14 protein-coding genes and 1 other annotated feature are annotated in these 14,737 nt (G+C 45.4%); of the genes, 3 read left to right on the top strand and 11 right to left on the bottom strand.

The features are described from left to right. Nucleotides 1-69: 69 nt before the first annotated feature. Together KNQ05_RS02245 and KNQ05_RS02240 are read left to right on the top strand one after the other, a co-directional pair. Entirely contained in the window at nt 70-507 is a 438-nt protein-coding gene (locus KNQ05_RS02245; protein WP_214766546.1) for a MarR family winged helix-turn-helix transcriptional regulator, read from the top strand. Beyond that, nucleotides 504-1,685: an MFS transporter gene (locus KNQ05_RS02240; protein WP_214804356.1), complete on the top strand. Its 1,182-nt coding sequence runs from the start codon at nt 504-506 to the stop codon at nt 1,683-1,685. The genes KNQ05_RS02245 and KNQ05_RS02240 overlap by 4 nt, the downstream gene beginning before the upstream one ends. Nucleotides 1,686-1,735: 50 nt before the next feature. On the opposite strand, the gene KNQ05_RS02235 is transcribed toward KNQ05_RS02240, so the two are convergent. The 10 genes from KNQ05_RS02235 to infC form a co-directional block, all read right to left on the bottom strand. Then, nucleotides 1,736-2,440 carry an ABC transporter ATP-binding protein gene (locus KNQ05_RS02235; protein ID WP_214804354.1) on the bottom strand — a complete coding sequence of 235 codons (705 nt, stop codon included), beginning with the start codon at nt 2,438-2,440 and terminating at the stop codon, nt 1,736-1,738. A gap of 4 nt (nt 2,441-2,444) precedes the next feature. Then, on the bottom strand, nt 2,445-3,857 hold the full coding sequence (locus KNQ05_RS02230) for an ABC transporter permease (RefSeq protein ID WP_214804352.1): 1,413 nt from the start codon (nt 3,855-3,857) through the stop codon (nt 2,445-2,447). Between the two features lie 164 nt (nt 3,858-4,021). Beyond that, entirely contained in the window at nt 4,022-6,418 is a 2,397-nt protein-coding gene (gene pheT, locus KNQ05_RS02225) for a phenylalanine--tRNA ligase subunit beta (RefSeq protein ID WP_214804350.1), read from the bottom strand. 12 nt (nt 6,419-6,430) lie between these two features. Continuing rightward, on the bottom strand, nt 6,431-7,453 hold the full coding sequence (gene pheS / locus KNQ05_RS02220) for a phenylalanine--tRNA ligase subunit alpha (RefSeq protein ID WP_029331121.1): 1,023 nt from the start codon (nt 7,451-7,453) through the stop codon (nt 6,431-6,433). Between the two features lie 48 nt (nt 7,454-7,501). Beyond that, nucleotides 7,502-7,717, bottom strand: a binding site (T-box leader). Nucleotides 7,718-7,761: 44 nt separating this feature from the next. Further along, complete coding sequence (locus KNQ05_RS02215; protein ID WP_029331122.1) at nt 7,762-8,517, bottom strand: TrmH family RNA methyltransferase; 756 nt, start codon at nt 8,515-8,517, stop codon at nt 7,762-7,764. Between the two features lie 3 nt (nt 8,518-8,520). Beyond that, on the bottom strand, nt 8,521-9,603 hold the full coding sequence (locus KNQ05_RS02210) for a M42 family metallopeptidase (RefSeq protein ID WP_088837589.1): 1,083 nt from the start codon (nt 9,601-9,603) through the stop codon (nt 8,521-8,523). 12 nt (nt 9,604-9,615) lie between these two features. Next, a complete protein-coding gene (locus KNQ05_RS02205) occupies nt 9,616-10,098 on the bottom strand; it encodes a dUTP diphosphatase (RefSeq protein WP_214766554.1) in 483 nt (160 codons plus the stop codon). A gap of 119 nt (nt 10,099-10,217) precedes the next feature. Continuing rightward, entirely contained in the window at nt 10,218-10,577 is a 360-nt protein-coding gene (rplT, locus tag KNQ05_RS02200) for a 50S ribosomal protein L20 (RefSeq protein WP_088837591.1), read from the bottom strand. Nucleotides 10,578-10,614: 37 nt separating this feature from the next. Beyond that, nucleotides 10,615-10,809 (bottom strand): 50S ribosomal protein L35, encoded by a 195-nt coding sequence (rpmI, locus tag KNQ05_RS02195; protein WP_012371058.1) that lies wholly within the window; start codon nt 10,807-10,809, stop codon nt 10,615-10,617. Nucleotides 10,810-10,836: 27 nt separating this feature from the next. After that, entirely contained in the window at nt 10,837-11,367 is a 531-nt protein-coding gene (infC, locus tag KNQ05_RS02190) for a translation initiation factor IF-3 (protein WP_029331126.1), read from the bottom strand. Nucleotides 11,368-11,799: 432 nt separating this feature from the next. Here infC and KNQ05_RS02185 point away from each other — a divergent pair, with 432 nt between their 5' ends. Further along, on the top strand, nt 11,800-13,275 hold the full coding sequence (locus KNQ05_RS02185; protein WP_214804348.1) for a catalase: 1,476 nt from the start codon (nt 11,800-11,802) through the stop codon (nt 13,273-13,275). Nucleotides 13,276-13,430: 155 nt separating this feature from the next. On the opposite strand, the gene KNQ05_RS02180 is transcribed toward KNQ05_RS02185, so the two are convergent. Further along, nucleotides 13,431-14,627: a glycoside hydrolase family protein gene (locus tag KNQ05_RS02180; RefSeq protein ID WP_251132450.1), complete on the bottom strand. Its 1,197-nt coding sequence runs from the start codon at nt 14,625-14,627 to the stop codon at nt 13,431-13,433. Between the last annotated feature and the right edge of the window lie 110 nt (nt 14,628-14,737).

Here is a 14,737-nt window from a genome sequence, read left to right as displayed (position 1 = left end):
CTTGCCAAACACTAACTTCATTCGTTATACTCCTTTAAGTTAACTAGTTAACTTAAAGGAGGTTTTTTAATGTCATCCCAACAAGAAGATATTCTTGGTCAACTTTCAAAAGTGGCACGGCTCGTCAAACGAGATATCGACGCCGTCCTTGCCCAACATTCTTTGCACACTGGTCAATGGGCATTGTTAAAAGCAGTCTCCTTACTTGAACCGGTGTCGCAAATCACCCTCTCGAAATACTTAATCATCGAAAAACCAGCTGTCACGAAAACGGTCGTTCGCTTAGAAGAACTAGGCTTCATCTCTCGGAAATCCGTCGGACGACAACGCCTTGTTGAATTGACACCACAGGCAAGAGCTGCTTTCAATGGTATCGATGAAGCAGTCCAGGCAGCACATCGCTTGTTCCTAGGTGAACTATCAAAAGAAGAACAACATTCTTTAGAGATTTTGATGACCCGTCTGCTGGCGACCCACCGTCCTGTCGAACAGGAGGAATCTTCTTGAATCGTTTATTCCACCGTCACTATGTAACGACACTCGTCGTCAATCTACTGTTGTTCATCACCTTCTATTTATTGAATGCTTCCTTACCTTTACTGGCCGCACAACAGTTCAATGTTTCTCAAAGTTCGCTCGGTTGGGTCGTAACGGCATTCATTTTAGCAACGGTTTGTTCACGTCCTTTAATCGGACATTGGCTCGATCGTTATGAACTCAAACGAATGTTACTGCTGTCCGCTACATTTTTCATGATTGTCAGTTGCTTATATCTCATCGTCTTACCGCTCGAATCATTCAGTCTGTTGCTCATCATTCGCATCTTACATGGTTTTAGTTTCGGAATGATTTCTTCTTCACTGAGTTTGAGTGTGACGACCTTGATTCCAAAGCCGCGTCAAGGAGAAGGAATGGGCTATTTCGTCCTCTCGATGAACCTTGCTTCCGTTCTCGGGCCGGTCATCGGATTGACGTTGATTGCACACGATGCGCTCGTCTGGTACTTCGTAACGATTGCCCTGCTTGCGATTTGTTCGTTTAGTTTCATCTGGCGTTTACCATTAACGAGTAGTCACGTTACGAGTTCCGCACCATTTCGTTTACGGCAGTCGTTATTCTTATCAAGTCCTGTCTTACTTCTTGCAACTGTTCTTGCTGGTATTGCGATTTCAAGTACATCCGCGTTCATTTCGCTGTATGCAGATGCGATGGACCATGTCACTTATGCCTCTTACTTTTATGGTCTTGCTGCACTCGGCATGGTTGCCATTCGTCCTTTTGCCGGTAAGCGGTTTGATCGACGCGGACCAGCCTCTGTATTGGTGCCATCGTATGTTTTATACGCCGTCGGTTTTTTAGTACTCGGACTGTTCCCGACACTTCCCGGATTATTGTCCGCCGCCCTCATCATCGGAATTGGTTCCGCTTCGATTTTTCCAGGGATACAAACCGTCATGTTGACCTATGCGGCTCCCGCACAAAAAGGCAAGGCGATTTCGACATTCTTTCTCGCTTACGATAGCGGGTTCGGAATCGGTGCTTTTCTTTTGTCAGGCATCGCCGCGAAAGTGGGTTACTCGAACATGTTTTTGATGTGTAGCCTCATCGTCGTCAGTAGTGGACTCTTATATGGTTATTTCCGTCGATCAACGTTGCTTTCAACTAAACAAAATATTGCTTCTTAAAGCGCTCAAGGAAAAACTCTCCCGTCTAAAGACGCGAGAGCTTTTTCGGATCAACGTGCAGGAACGACCTCGCCTTCCGTAACACGTTTCTTCTCTATAAAACGCTGTTTCTTCAATTCAATGATATGATCGGCAGCACGAGCGACTTCCGCAGAGTGCGTCACCGCGATGATGCAACGGTTAGAACGGTGAGCAAGTTCTTGAAATAGCCGAATGATGTCCGTCGCAGTTTTTTCATCGAGCGCTCCCGTCGGCTCATCTGCAAGAATGATTGGGGCTTCCGTCGCAAGGGCACGTGCGATGGCGACACGTTGCTGTTGACCACCACTCAACTGCAGTACATTTTTTGTCGCATGGGCTTCGTCGATTCCGACCTGTTCAAGGAGATTTTGGGCATGTTTCTTTTTTCCTTTTATGCGTTGTCCACTCAATTCGAGTGCGACAATCACGTTATCCAATGCGTTCATATACGTCAATAAATTAAACGATTGAAAAACGGTCGCAGCATGTCGTGAACGATACGTCGTCAATCCGATTTTTCGAATATCGCGACCTTGATACGTAATCTGTCCTTCTGTCGGTGAATCAAGTCCACTCAACAGACTGAGAGCCGTCGTTTTCCCGGAACCTGACTCACCGAGAATTGCATAAAACCGTCCAGCCTCGAACTGCATCGAGACATCGTTCAAGATCCGTTGTTGCTTGCTTCCTGATGTATAGGCATAGGTGACGTTCGTCATTTTTAAAGTCGTCATAGTATTAATCCTCCCGTAATAGAATTTCTTTTGGATTCATCCGTAGTAAGGCAAGTGAAGGTAACAAGACAGATAAAAAGACGATTAGACTTCCAATTTCGATGACTTGAAGTAACGTCGTCCAATCAATCTTCGTTGTCATCTCTGTAATTTGTGGAATGCTATCTAACACTTGTTGTCCGCCGCGTCCACCCGGACCGCCAAAACCAGTCTGCGTTGCGACCGAACTAGCCGCTTCCGTCACCTCGCGGTTCAAAAGCTGATCTGTCATGAATTGTGATGTCATGCCACCTGTCGCATACGTGACAAGGAAAGCAATTGCCGCAATCGCAAACGTTTCAATTAGTAATTGCCCCATTAATTTCGAGCGTTTTTCACCCATCGCCAGTAAAATACCCATTTCTTTTCGACGTTCCCGGACGGATAATAAAATCAACAGCGCTAAAATCAAACCACCTGCGATACTAACAAGATAGACGACAGATTTTGAGAAGGACGCGACTTGTTCAATCGGTCCAACCATTTTTTGATAAGCAGCATCATTCGCATCCAGTGTGAACGTATCCCAGTCGAGTGGTGAGACAGCCATCGCTTCTTTTTTGAACGTATTGATTTCAGATGGATCTTCTAGCGCGTAGACGACACTCGATACACTGACCGTTCCTTCTTCAGTCGAGAAGCTCGCGAGTGTATCATTTGCAATGTACATCTGGTTCATCGGGTCCATGAAGCCTGCCGCTCGGAAATTCGCATCGGATGTCGCTTCCGTCGATGCCGATAAACCAATGATTGTCACTGTTACGGAATCCTCGGTCGTTGTCGATGTCAGCTTAAACGTATCCCCGACTTTGAGATCATTTTCAGTCGCTAAGTTTTCATCGATGACAACACTTTTTTCTTTAGCATCGGTAGTCAATGCTTCTCCATCCACGATTTTCAACGTACCGTTCGTGTATGTATCAAGTAGTTCCATGTTCGTCACACCATTTAAAGAGAAATCTGGCATCGTCATCCCTTCAGGCATCTCTCCCCCTCGCCCACCACCTGAGTTCGTTGATTCACTCTCAATCGGTGTGAGATCACTTGATGTCGCCGTCGTTTGTGCCAGGTAGTTGACGGACTTGACTTCATCTAGTTGTTCGATTGCTTCAACATCCGTCGTATCAATCGCTACTTCTTCTGGTCGTCCACGTTCACCTGACGCTTGTCGTTCCTGCATTTGCTTTTGTCGATCGACTTGTAGTGTCACTGTCGCCCCTAACTCTTTTCTCGCCTCTTCTCCCGCCGATTTAGCAGCATTCTGAATCGCGAATCCTGACAGTACGAGTGATCCGATTACCGTCAAAATAATCAACATGATCATCGTCTTTCCCTTTCGCGCTACAATACTTTTTCCTGCCCGCTTCAAAAAATTCATTTTTCGTGTTCCTCCTTTAATCTTCTAAGCTCATCTTATGCAACGTATCTGTAGTCTAGCTGTAGTTCGACTGTATCTTGAACGAAGAAACGGCCGAAACGCAAAAAAAACGAGAATGACAGTGACGTCATCCTCGTTTTAACTCATGTGATTCGATTGACCGGTTACGCACGAAGTTCTGCGTCGAACGCTTTTGTTAAAGCCGATACGACATGTTCGTGTGCTGCTGTGACTTCTTCATCGACCAAAGTCCGTTCCTTATTTTGATAACGGAGCGAGAAGGCGAATGATTTTTTGTTTTCACCGACGTTATCGCCCGTGTAGACATCAAATAATGTGACATGTTGTAAAAGCGGACCTGCTGCTTGCATGATCACTTGCTCCACTTCGCTTGCTGTGACCGATTGATTGAGGACAATCGCGATGTCGCGCGTCATCGATGGGAAACGGGACATCTCTTGATAGACGACCGGCTCTTTCGAGTGAAGTTTCATGGCATCGAGTTCAAAGACGTAGACTTCTTTTAAGCCATACTGCTCTTTCGAGAGTGCTGGATGCACTTGGCCGACGAACCCAATCGCTTCACCGTCCATCAGTACACGTGCCGTCCGACCTGGATGCATCGAATCGATGACTGCCGCTTCGTATGTCAACTTGACATTGAATGCCTCTGCTAACGTTTCGACGATTCCCTTGACAACGAAGAAATCCGTTTTGACCATTGTGCCATGCGCACGGTGTTGTTCCGCTAGTCCGACAGCGACTCCGGCGACCAGTTCTTGTTCGATCGGCAACGTCTCAAGTGACGCATCACGCTGGAGGTAAACGCTCCCCAGTTCGTAGTAAGCGAGGTCGGCATGTTGACGTGCGACATTGTGTTGCGCGACTTCGAGTAACCCTGGAATCAATGATGTCCGAAGTGTCGAACGTGCTTCGCTGATCGGCATCGCCAACTTAACGGGGTGGAGATCTGTTTGTTCATTGAATTGCATCGCACGTTGTTCACTCGTCAGTGAGTACGTGATGGCTTGCGATAAACCGGCACCTTGTAAGAGACGACGGATTTGACGGCGATGTTGATTCCGTTTCGGCAAGAAACCGCGGCTCGCTTCTTGCGGTAAGCTCGATGTCAATGCATCATACCCATAGAGTCGTGCGACTTCTTCCGCGATATCAGCCGGAATCATCAAGTCTTGGCGACGTGTCGGTACACTGACCGTTAGTGCATCTCCTGATAACTCAACTTCGAGTCCAAGGCGTTCTAATAACTCTTTCATGACCGTACCTTCGATTTTCATTCCGAGACGATGATTGATATACGAGACACTCGCTTCGATTAAGTGATCATCGAGTTGAAGTGTACCTGCTTGGACCGTTCCAGCAAGGACTGTTCCACCAGCAAGTTCAGCAATCAATGCGGCTGCCCGGTCAAGTGCTAACAAGACACGACGTGGGTCGACCCCTTTTTCAAAACGTGAACTGGAGTCCGAACGTAGTCCAAGGACACGACTCGTCTTCCGGACAGATGTCGGTGCGAAATAAGCCGATTCGAGGATGATTGACGTCGTTGTTGCGTCGACTTCTGTATTTGCACCACCCATGACACCTGCAAGCGCGACGGGCTTTTCGCCATCTGTGATGACGAGCATCGAAGGATCGAGTGTCCGTTCGACTTCGTCAAGTGTTTGGAAGGACTCTCCTGCTTTCGCTTGACGAACGACGATTTGCTGCCCCAGTTTTTCAGCATCGAATGAATGAAGCGGTTGTCCTGTTTCAAGTAAGACGAAGTTCGTCACGTCGACGACATTGTTGATTGGACGAATCCCGTTCGCAATCAAGCGGTTTTTGAGCCAAAGTGGCGACTCACCGATGACGACATGTTGGATTTCACGCGCCGCATAAAACGGACATTCCTCCGACTCAAGTGTGACAGCAAGTGTTGTTTTATCAGTTGCTTCCGTCACGTCGATTGCCGGGAAAACAGCCGTCGTATTTAAGATACCTGCTACTTCATGCGCCACACCGTACATGCTTAGGCAATCAGAACGGTTCGGTGTCAAACCGAGTTCTAATACTTCGTCATGCAGACCAAGTAGTTCTAAGACGTCTTGCCCTGGTGTGACCGGCTCACGGAATGTATGAATGCCAGCTTGCTCATCTTCACGAATATACTTTTTCTCAAAGCCAAGTTCTTCAAGTGAACAAATCATGCCTTCAGAAACGACTCCACGCAGTTTAGCTCGCTTAATTTTAATGCCCGGAAGGCGTGCTCCGACACGGGCAACGATGACATCTTGTCCTGCTTCAATGTTTGGTGCACCACACACGATTTGTACCGGTTCTTCTTGTCCGATATCAACCGTCGTGATGTTTAGCTTATCCGCTTCCGGATGCTTTTCTTTTGTTAATACATGACCGACGACGATATTGTTCAAATCGGCGTCACGGACTTCGACGCCCTCGACCTCGATTCCACTCTTCGTAATTAAATCCGCCAGTTCCTCACCGGTTTTCTGACTGACGTCAACGAACTGCTGTAACCATTGTTTTGAGACTAACATCTGTTTTCCCCCTTAAAACTGTTCGCTGAAGCGAACGTCATTCGTATAGAAGTGGCGAATATCATCGACCCCATATTTCAACATGGCGATTCGCTCAATCCCCATCCCGAAGGCAAATCCAGACATTTTCGTACTATCATATTCTGCCATCTCAAGGACGTGCGGATGAACCATACCGGCACCTAAAATTTCAATCCAGCCTGTTTGTTTACAGATATTGCACCCTTTTCCACCACATTTAAAACACGAGACGTCGACTTCGACGGATGGTTCTGTGAACGGGAAGAAGCTAGGGCGTAACCGGATTTCACGTGCCTCCCCAAACATTTGCTTCACGAATGCTTCGAGCGTGCCTTTTAAGTCTGCCATTGAAATCGACTCTCCAACGACGAGTCCTTCCACTTGCATGAATTGGTGTGAGTGCGTCGCATCGTCTTCATCGCGACGATAGACTTTCCCTGGGCAAAGAATCCGAATCGGTTCACCTTTCGAAGCGAGCATCGTCCGCGCTTGGACAGGTGACGTATGGGTCCGCATCAGAATTTCATCCGTGATATAAAATGAATCTTGCATATCACGTGCCGGATGATCTTTCGGCAGATTCAACATTTCGAAGTTGAACAAATCTTGTTCGACTTCAGGTCCTTCTGCAATCGTATAACCGAGTCCAACAAAGATGTCCTCGATCTCGTCCGTGACTTGTTGAAGCAAATGCGCTTGTCCGACTTTTTTCGGTCGACCCGGAAGTGTCACGTCAATCGCTTCAAGCGCTAGTTTTGCGTCCATTTCTTGTTGCTTGACGTCTACTAAACGTTGCTCGAGTTCTGTTTGGATGACACCACGAACCGCATTTGCGATTTCACCGACGACCGGACGTTCTTCTGCTGATAATTTTCCCATTCCACGTAATACTTCTGTGATCGGACCTTTTTTTCCGAGATATTTGACACGGACATCATTTAATTCTTTTTGTGTACTGGCTTGATTCACGAGTTGTAACGCTTCGTCGCGAAGTGCCTCTAATTGTTCCCGCATGCTCGTCACTCCTTTTTTTCAAATAAAAAACGCCCCTTCAGCAAATGCCGAAGGGACGATTTAATTCAATCGTGGTACCACCCTTGTTCGACTTGAATCCATCAAGTCCTCAAGTAGCGCGATAACGGGCGCTTCCCGTCACGATCTCTCGTGCGACTCCGGAGTGAATTCAGCTAGCGGATTCGTAAAGAAGCTTGCAGTCTAAGGCTTCTTCTCCCTAATCGAATCGTTCTCTAACCTACTCTGTTCCATCAACGTCTAATTAAATGTTCTACTGTAACTCACTTTAGCATGAACGCTTCAGTGATTCAATCGACCGGAGCAAAATGATACAGTAAAATTCCTGCTGCAACGGCTGCATTGAGTGATTCGGCTTTTCCGCGAATTGGAATGTAAGCACGTCCATCACATTGGTCGAGCAATTCTGGTGCAACACCTTGTGCTTCATTCCCGATGATGAGTCCGATTGCACCAAGATTTTCGACTTCTGTATACGGATTGGCATTGCGTAGTGCCGTTCCGAGAACGAACACCCCTAATTCATGCAAGTCTTGAATCGCTTCATCAAGCGACATCATGATGACCGGCAAGTGGAAAATCGAACCTTGTGTTGCGCGGAGGACTTTGCTGTTATAGACATCAACTGTCCCGTGACCAATGATGACACCATCGAATCCAGCCGCATCGGCTGTCCGAATCATCGTTCCGACATTACCCGGGTCTTGCAGACGATCGAGTAACAGGTAACGGCCACGCTCTAAGCGCTCTGTTTGCTCTTTCATCTCACAAACTGCGAAAATCCCTTGTGTCGTTTCTGTTTCTGACAAGACTTTGGCAACTGATTCGTCAATTGTGATCAAGTCAGCCGCATTTTTCTTCCAAGAACCCGGAACTTGAACATCTTCACGGACAATCAATTCTTTGATGATTCCAGCACGAACAGCCTCTTCAACGAGGTGCTCTCCTTCAATGAGGAAACGTTTTGTCTGAAGACGTCCTTTTTTTGTTAAAAGCTTTTTCCATTGTTTGACGATCTCATTCTTCGTAGAAGAAATATGTTTCATGGTTTACCCCTCGTAAATCGCTTGGACTGCTTGCGTATCTAAACGTTTCGTAACGGCAACGATTAAATCGACTGCTGCTTCGAAATCTGCTTTATGCATAATGGAAACGTTCGTATGCAAGTAACGGATTGGTACTGTCAATGCGAGCGAAGGAACTCCTGTGTTCGATAAATGGAATTTCGCAGCATCCGTCCCACCACCCGGTGTTAGGTCCAATTGATATTTAATGTTTTCTTCTTTTGCGACACCTGTGACGAAATCGATTAATCCACGGTGTGCGATCATCGTCGCATCAAACATGATGACTTGTACACCTTCTCCAAGTTTTGACAATGCTTCGCGATCCGTCATTCCTGGTGTATCACCAGGGATTCCTGTGTCAACAGCAAATGCAATCGATGGATGAATCAAGTTCGCAGCCGTTTGCGCGCCACGAAGCCCAACTTCTTCTTGCACCGTTGCTCCTGCAAAAATCGTGTTCGGATGTCCTTCTTCTTTTAAACGTTTGATGGCTTCAATCGCAATCGCGCAGCCAATCCGATTGTCCCAAGCTTTTGCCATCAAGAAATTCTCATTTTTCATCACAGTAAATTCGCAATGTGGAACGACCGTATCTCCTGGTCGGATTCCCCAACCTTCGACTTCTTCTTTTGAAGTAGCACCGATATCAATAAACATTTCTTTAATATCGACTGGTTTATTGCGCGCTTCCGGTGGTAAAACATGAGGTGGTTTCGCACCGATTACGCCTGGAATGACTTCTCCAGATGATGTCACAATGTTCATACGCTGTGCCAGAAGCACTTGTCCCCACCAACCACCGAGTGGTTGGAAGCGAAGAAACCCTTTTTCATCGATCTTCGTTACCATGAATCCAACTTCATCCATGTGACCGGCAATTAAAATACGAGGCGCATCATCTTCTGCCCCTTTGTGTTCCGCGAATAAGCTACCTAACCCATCTTGATGGAATGCTTCAGCGTGAGGTTCTAGATACTCCCGCATGAGCTGGCGTACTTCTTTCTCGTTCCCGGGTACTCCTGTTGCATCCGTTAGACGCTTCAACATATGTAATTGTTCATTCATCTGATTTCCTCCTCAGTAACCGTTGTCTTGGCGAACATGATTCGCCTCGTTTTTTGAAACATAAGCCTTGAAAATCATTTCTTGTGTAAAACCAAGTGTAGCACCTAATGCTAGGTATGCACCAATTAAAACATCGTAACTTTGTTCTGTTCTTGAAATCGCGAACACATTTGTTTTATTGTAAACATCTAAAAACGCGTCTGTCGCAGTCAAGTAATAATCCCCTTCAACGAATCGATCTTTCTTATAATCAAGAGCTAGACCGAGCGATAGGAGGAAATGGACGCCATCGACATATTCCTCAAGAATCGTAACTTGTGCTGATGGTCCCTTTGTCGACCAGAATTTAAAGCAACGTGTTTCATTCGCCAGTTCGCCTAACTCTACTAATAGGGCAAGCAACCGCTCATCAAACTGATTCCCGGTCAAATTATGTTCTGACTGGATTCGTTTATCTAACTGTTCCTGCATCTCAAAAAGTGTCAACCAGTCCATCTTAATTCTCCTTCTATCCAAAAAAATAAAACGTAGACATAAACTTCTGCCTATCACCTATTTTAGCATTCCTCAAAAAAAAACGCCGGAGAATTAAATTCCCCGACGAATTGTAGAACTTAAGCGTTCAATTTTGCTTTTGCTGAGTCAGCAAGTGAAGCAAATGCAGCTGAATCTGTAACTGCGAGGTCAGCAAGCATCTTACGGTTGATGTCGATACCCGCAAGTTTGAGACCATGCATCATGCGGCTATAAGAAAGACCGTTGATACGTGCAGCCGCATTGATCCGAGTGATCCAGAGGCGACGGAAGTCACGTTTCTTTTGACGACGGTCACGGTAAGCATACATGAGAGATTTCATGACTTGCTGTTTCGCTACCTTGAAGAGTGTATGTTTCGAGCCGTAATAGCCCTTAGCTAATTTGAGTTGTTTTTTACGACGTTGACGAGTCGTATATCCGCCTTTTACGCGTGGCATATAAATTCCCTCCTAAATCTGTGTACGATTGAATAAATTACTTCGCGATCATGTGACGGATGCGTTTGAAGTCACCCGATGATACCATGCTAGCTTTACGTAATTTACGTTTCGCTTTAGTTGATTTGTTACCGAATAAGTGGCTTGTGTAAGCACGACCACGTTTCAATTTGCCAGAAGCAGTACGTTTGAAACGCTTAGAAGCACCGCGGTGCGATTTCATTTTAGGCATGAGAGATTCCCTCCTACTTCGATTCGATTAGTCTTCTTTCTTTGGAGCAAGCACTAAGAACATGCTGCGTCCTTCCATCTTCGGTCTCTGTTCAACTACACCGAACTCGCTTAAATCCGTAGCGAGACGTTCAAGGACACGTCTACCGATTTCCGAGTGAGTGATGGCACGTCCGCGGAAGCGAATACTCGCTTTCACTTTGTTACCATTCTCCAAGAATTTCTTCGCATTACGGAATTTCGTTTGGAAGTCATTCTCCTCGATTGTTGGGCTGAGACGGACTTCTTTCATCTGAATCACTTTCTGATTCTTCCGAGTTTCTTTGTCCTTCTTTTGCAACTCGAAACGGTATTTACCGTAGTCCATGATTTTACATACAGGCGGCGTTGCTTGTGGTGCGACCATGACGAGGTCAAGGTCAGCTTCCTCAGCGAGACGCAATGCCTCAGTGCGTGATTGGACTCCAAGTTGTGCACCATCCGCTCCGATAAGACGAACTTCTCGAGCGCGGATGCCTTCATTGATTAACAGATCTTTGCTAATGGTTAGCACCTCCATCGTGCAGAGCACGAAAAATGAATGATATAAAACGCTATAAAAAAAGCGTCGGCAGTTTTTCCCGCCCACACTCATAAAGAATACAATAGTCAGAGAACACTCTACTATCACATATCATCATGATGGACCAGCACAGCAACCTGTACATGGTGAGAAGCGGGATGCTTCTGCTTTGTTGTCATTTCACTTTGCTATCATAGCACTTACTTTCCCGTGATGTCAAGCCGCTTTATCAGTTCAATTAGCACGTTGCTCACATACTTGATTATAATAGCAATCCTAAGTTCGTTTAGCAAGAAGTTTCTGATTAGAAATGAATGGGTAAATTTATCTTGTGCTAAAAATTATTTATTTGAATAGTGCTTATTTCTTTATTTAGAATGATTATTGTTTTATAATTGTTTTAATCTTACATAAGGGGGAGTTAAAATAATGAATGAAAACGAAAAGAAATTAACGACGAATCAGGGTGTGCCGATTGGGGACAACCAAAACTCACGTACAGCTGGACGTCGCGGACCTACTTTATTAGAAGACTATCAATTAATCGAAAAAATTGCTCACTTTGACCGTGAGCGCGTACCGGAACGCGTTGTACACGCACGTGGCTTCGGCGCACACGGTGTCTTTAAAGTAAAAAATTCGATGAAAAAATATACAAAAGCGGCTTTCCTACAAGAAGAAGGAACGGAAGTCCCTGTCTTTGCCCGCTTCTCTACCGTCATTCATGGTACACACTCTCCTGAAACACTCCGTGATCCACGCGGCTTCTCTGTTAAATTCTATACAGAAGAAGGAAACTGGGATTTCGTCGGTAACAATTTACCGGTCTTCTTCATTCGAGATGCAATGAAGTTCCCGGATATGGTTCATTCATTAAAACCAGATCCACGGACAAACATCCAAGATCCTGATCGCTACTGGGATTTCATGACACTCCGCCCTGAATCAACGAATATGTTGATGCACCTCTTCACAGATGAAGGAATTCCAGCAAGCTACCGTAAAATGCGTGGTTCTTCTGTTCACTCATTTAAATGGGTAAACGCACACGGTAACACGGTCTATATCAAATTACGTTGGGTACCAAAAGAAGGCGTTCATAACCTGTCTGCTGACGAAGCAACAGAAGTTCAAGGAAAAGATTTCAATCACGCATCAAACGATACATTCCAGGCTATCGAAAATGGCGATTTCCCAGAATGGGACCTCTTCGTTCAAGTACTCGACCCTGCTGATGTCGAAAACTTCGACTTCGACCCACTTGATGCTACAAAAGACTGGTTCGAAGATGTCATTCCGTTCCAACACGTCGGAACAATGACATTAAACAAAAACGTCGACAACTACTTTTCCGAAACAGAATCAGTCGGTTTCAACCCAGGTGTCCTTGTACCAGGTATGTTACCGTCTGAAGATAAATTACTTCAAGGTCGTTTATTCTCTTACTCTGATACACAACGTCACCGGATCGGACCGAACTATCAACAGCTTCCAATCAACTGTCCGTTCGCTCAAGTCAACAACTACCAGCGTGATGGTGCAATGCCGTTTAAGCAGCAAACAAGTTCAGTCAACTACGAACCAAACCGTTACCAAGATGAACCGAAACAAACACCTGAGTATACGGAAGACACACAGCCACTCCATGATGACATTCATGGCCGTCTCGAAATCGAGAAAACGAATAACTTCGGACAAGCTGGTGAAGTCTACCGTCGTATGACGGAAGAAGAACAGATGGCCCTTCTCAATAACCTTGTGAATGACCTTCAACAAGTACGTCACGAAAACACGGTCTTACTTGCAATCTGTAACTTCTACCGTGCCGATGCGTCACTCGGTGAAAAGTTATCGGAAGCATTGAACGTCGATATCAAACCGTTCTTGCAACAAATGCAAAAATGATAAGCCGTATAAACGAACAGCCTACTCCTGAATCCGGAGTGGGCTGTTTTTAATTATAGAAACACTACTGACGGAAGACTTTTACATGGGATGACCCGTTCTTTTTTTGCAGCAACCATTTGTCACACTTCGCTTCAATCCGGAATTTATATGCTTCATGGGACAAAATTGAACCGTTCTGATGTCTCTACTGAAAAATCATTCAATTTCGAATAGAGTACGACTTGCCCGACGTTGACTTGTTTGATTTTATTTTTACGAAAATTCAACTTTTCAGCATCCGTAAATCGATTATAGACGGGTTTAAATCCATTACTTTGATGTGGTTGCATTTGAATCGCACGATCTGTATTTTCAATCTTATTACCTTTGATGATTCCACCAACGACACCACGTCCGAGAATCGCGATTGCCTTTCCATCTGCTCGATGAACGTTTCGGATTGTATTCATTTGAACGATCGGCTTCTCCCAATTCATCATCGAAATCGCGTGATCTTTCGTACCATCAATCGTATTGTACTCAATTCGAATATTCTGATGTGGACGGTCTTGCGAGTATTGGTGGGTACCGACTGCGACATTTATGTTTTTGAACGTATTGTTTCGAATCACAATGTTTTGATTCGGTGTCCGATCCTGCGCAGACCACTTCCATCGAAATCCTTGTGTTACCGGATCAGGTGTATCTAAATTAATTGATTCATTGGGTCCCGTATTTTTAATCATCGTCGCATTGATGAATGCCATATTTTCTATCACAGCATGATTCGTTGCATCTAACTCAATCGCGTGTGAACCGTTTTGGTTACGAATCGTCAGTCCACCGATGTAAAGATTCGCGTTATGGGCGATCGCAAAGGCTGCGCCTCTAGCGAGATGACTTAAGTCGATTTGTGCATTGCCCTGACCTTCAATCGTCACATGGTTCGAACCGTTGTATTTTCCGACCGTTGTCTTCAGACGCAAAACGGATGGTGGAACGAGGTCGAAGACACTTGTTGTTGCTGCGATTTTCGTCGTCCCGGTATCGAATGTCTTTTTAATGATGACACCATCTTCTAAACGAATCGTCGTATTCGATGGAACCCCCACACGAATCGGCGACAGATACGTTCCTTTCGCTAAGATCAGTGTCCCGCCACCTTCCGCCTCAATTTTTTCTAAATAAGACCGCAACGTATAATAGTTTTTTGTTTTTTCATTATATGTCGAATACTTTCGTAAAACAGAATCAATCGGCTCTGTCCGAGGTGTAATCCGGTATGTTTTCATACTTTCGACTCGTTCGATGTCCGGCGCAATGAAGGTAAACGACATCGCACAAAGACACACTAAAATTAATTTCTTCAACCGTTCCACCCCTCTCATCCATGTATCGGTCGTTTCTCAAAAACTCTGTAGATACAAAACGGGTGGACTCGAAAATTTCTCCAAAATCCATCGGGTTAAGCTGCGATTCC

This window comes from Exiguobacterium sp. s125 (assembly GCF_018618605.1).
GTDB lineage: Bacteria > Bacillota > Bacilli > Exiguobacteriales > Exiguobacteriaceae > Exiguobacterium_A > Exiguobacterium_A oxidotolerans.
Note: the sequence above shows the minus strand (reverse complement) of the source record. Positions and strands in the feature narration are given on the sequence as shown.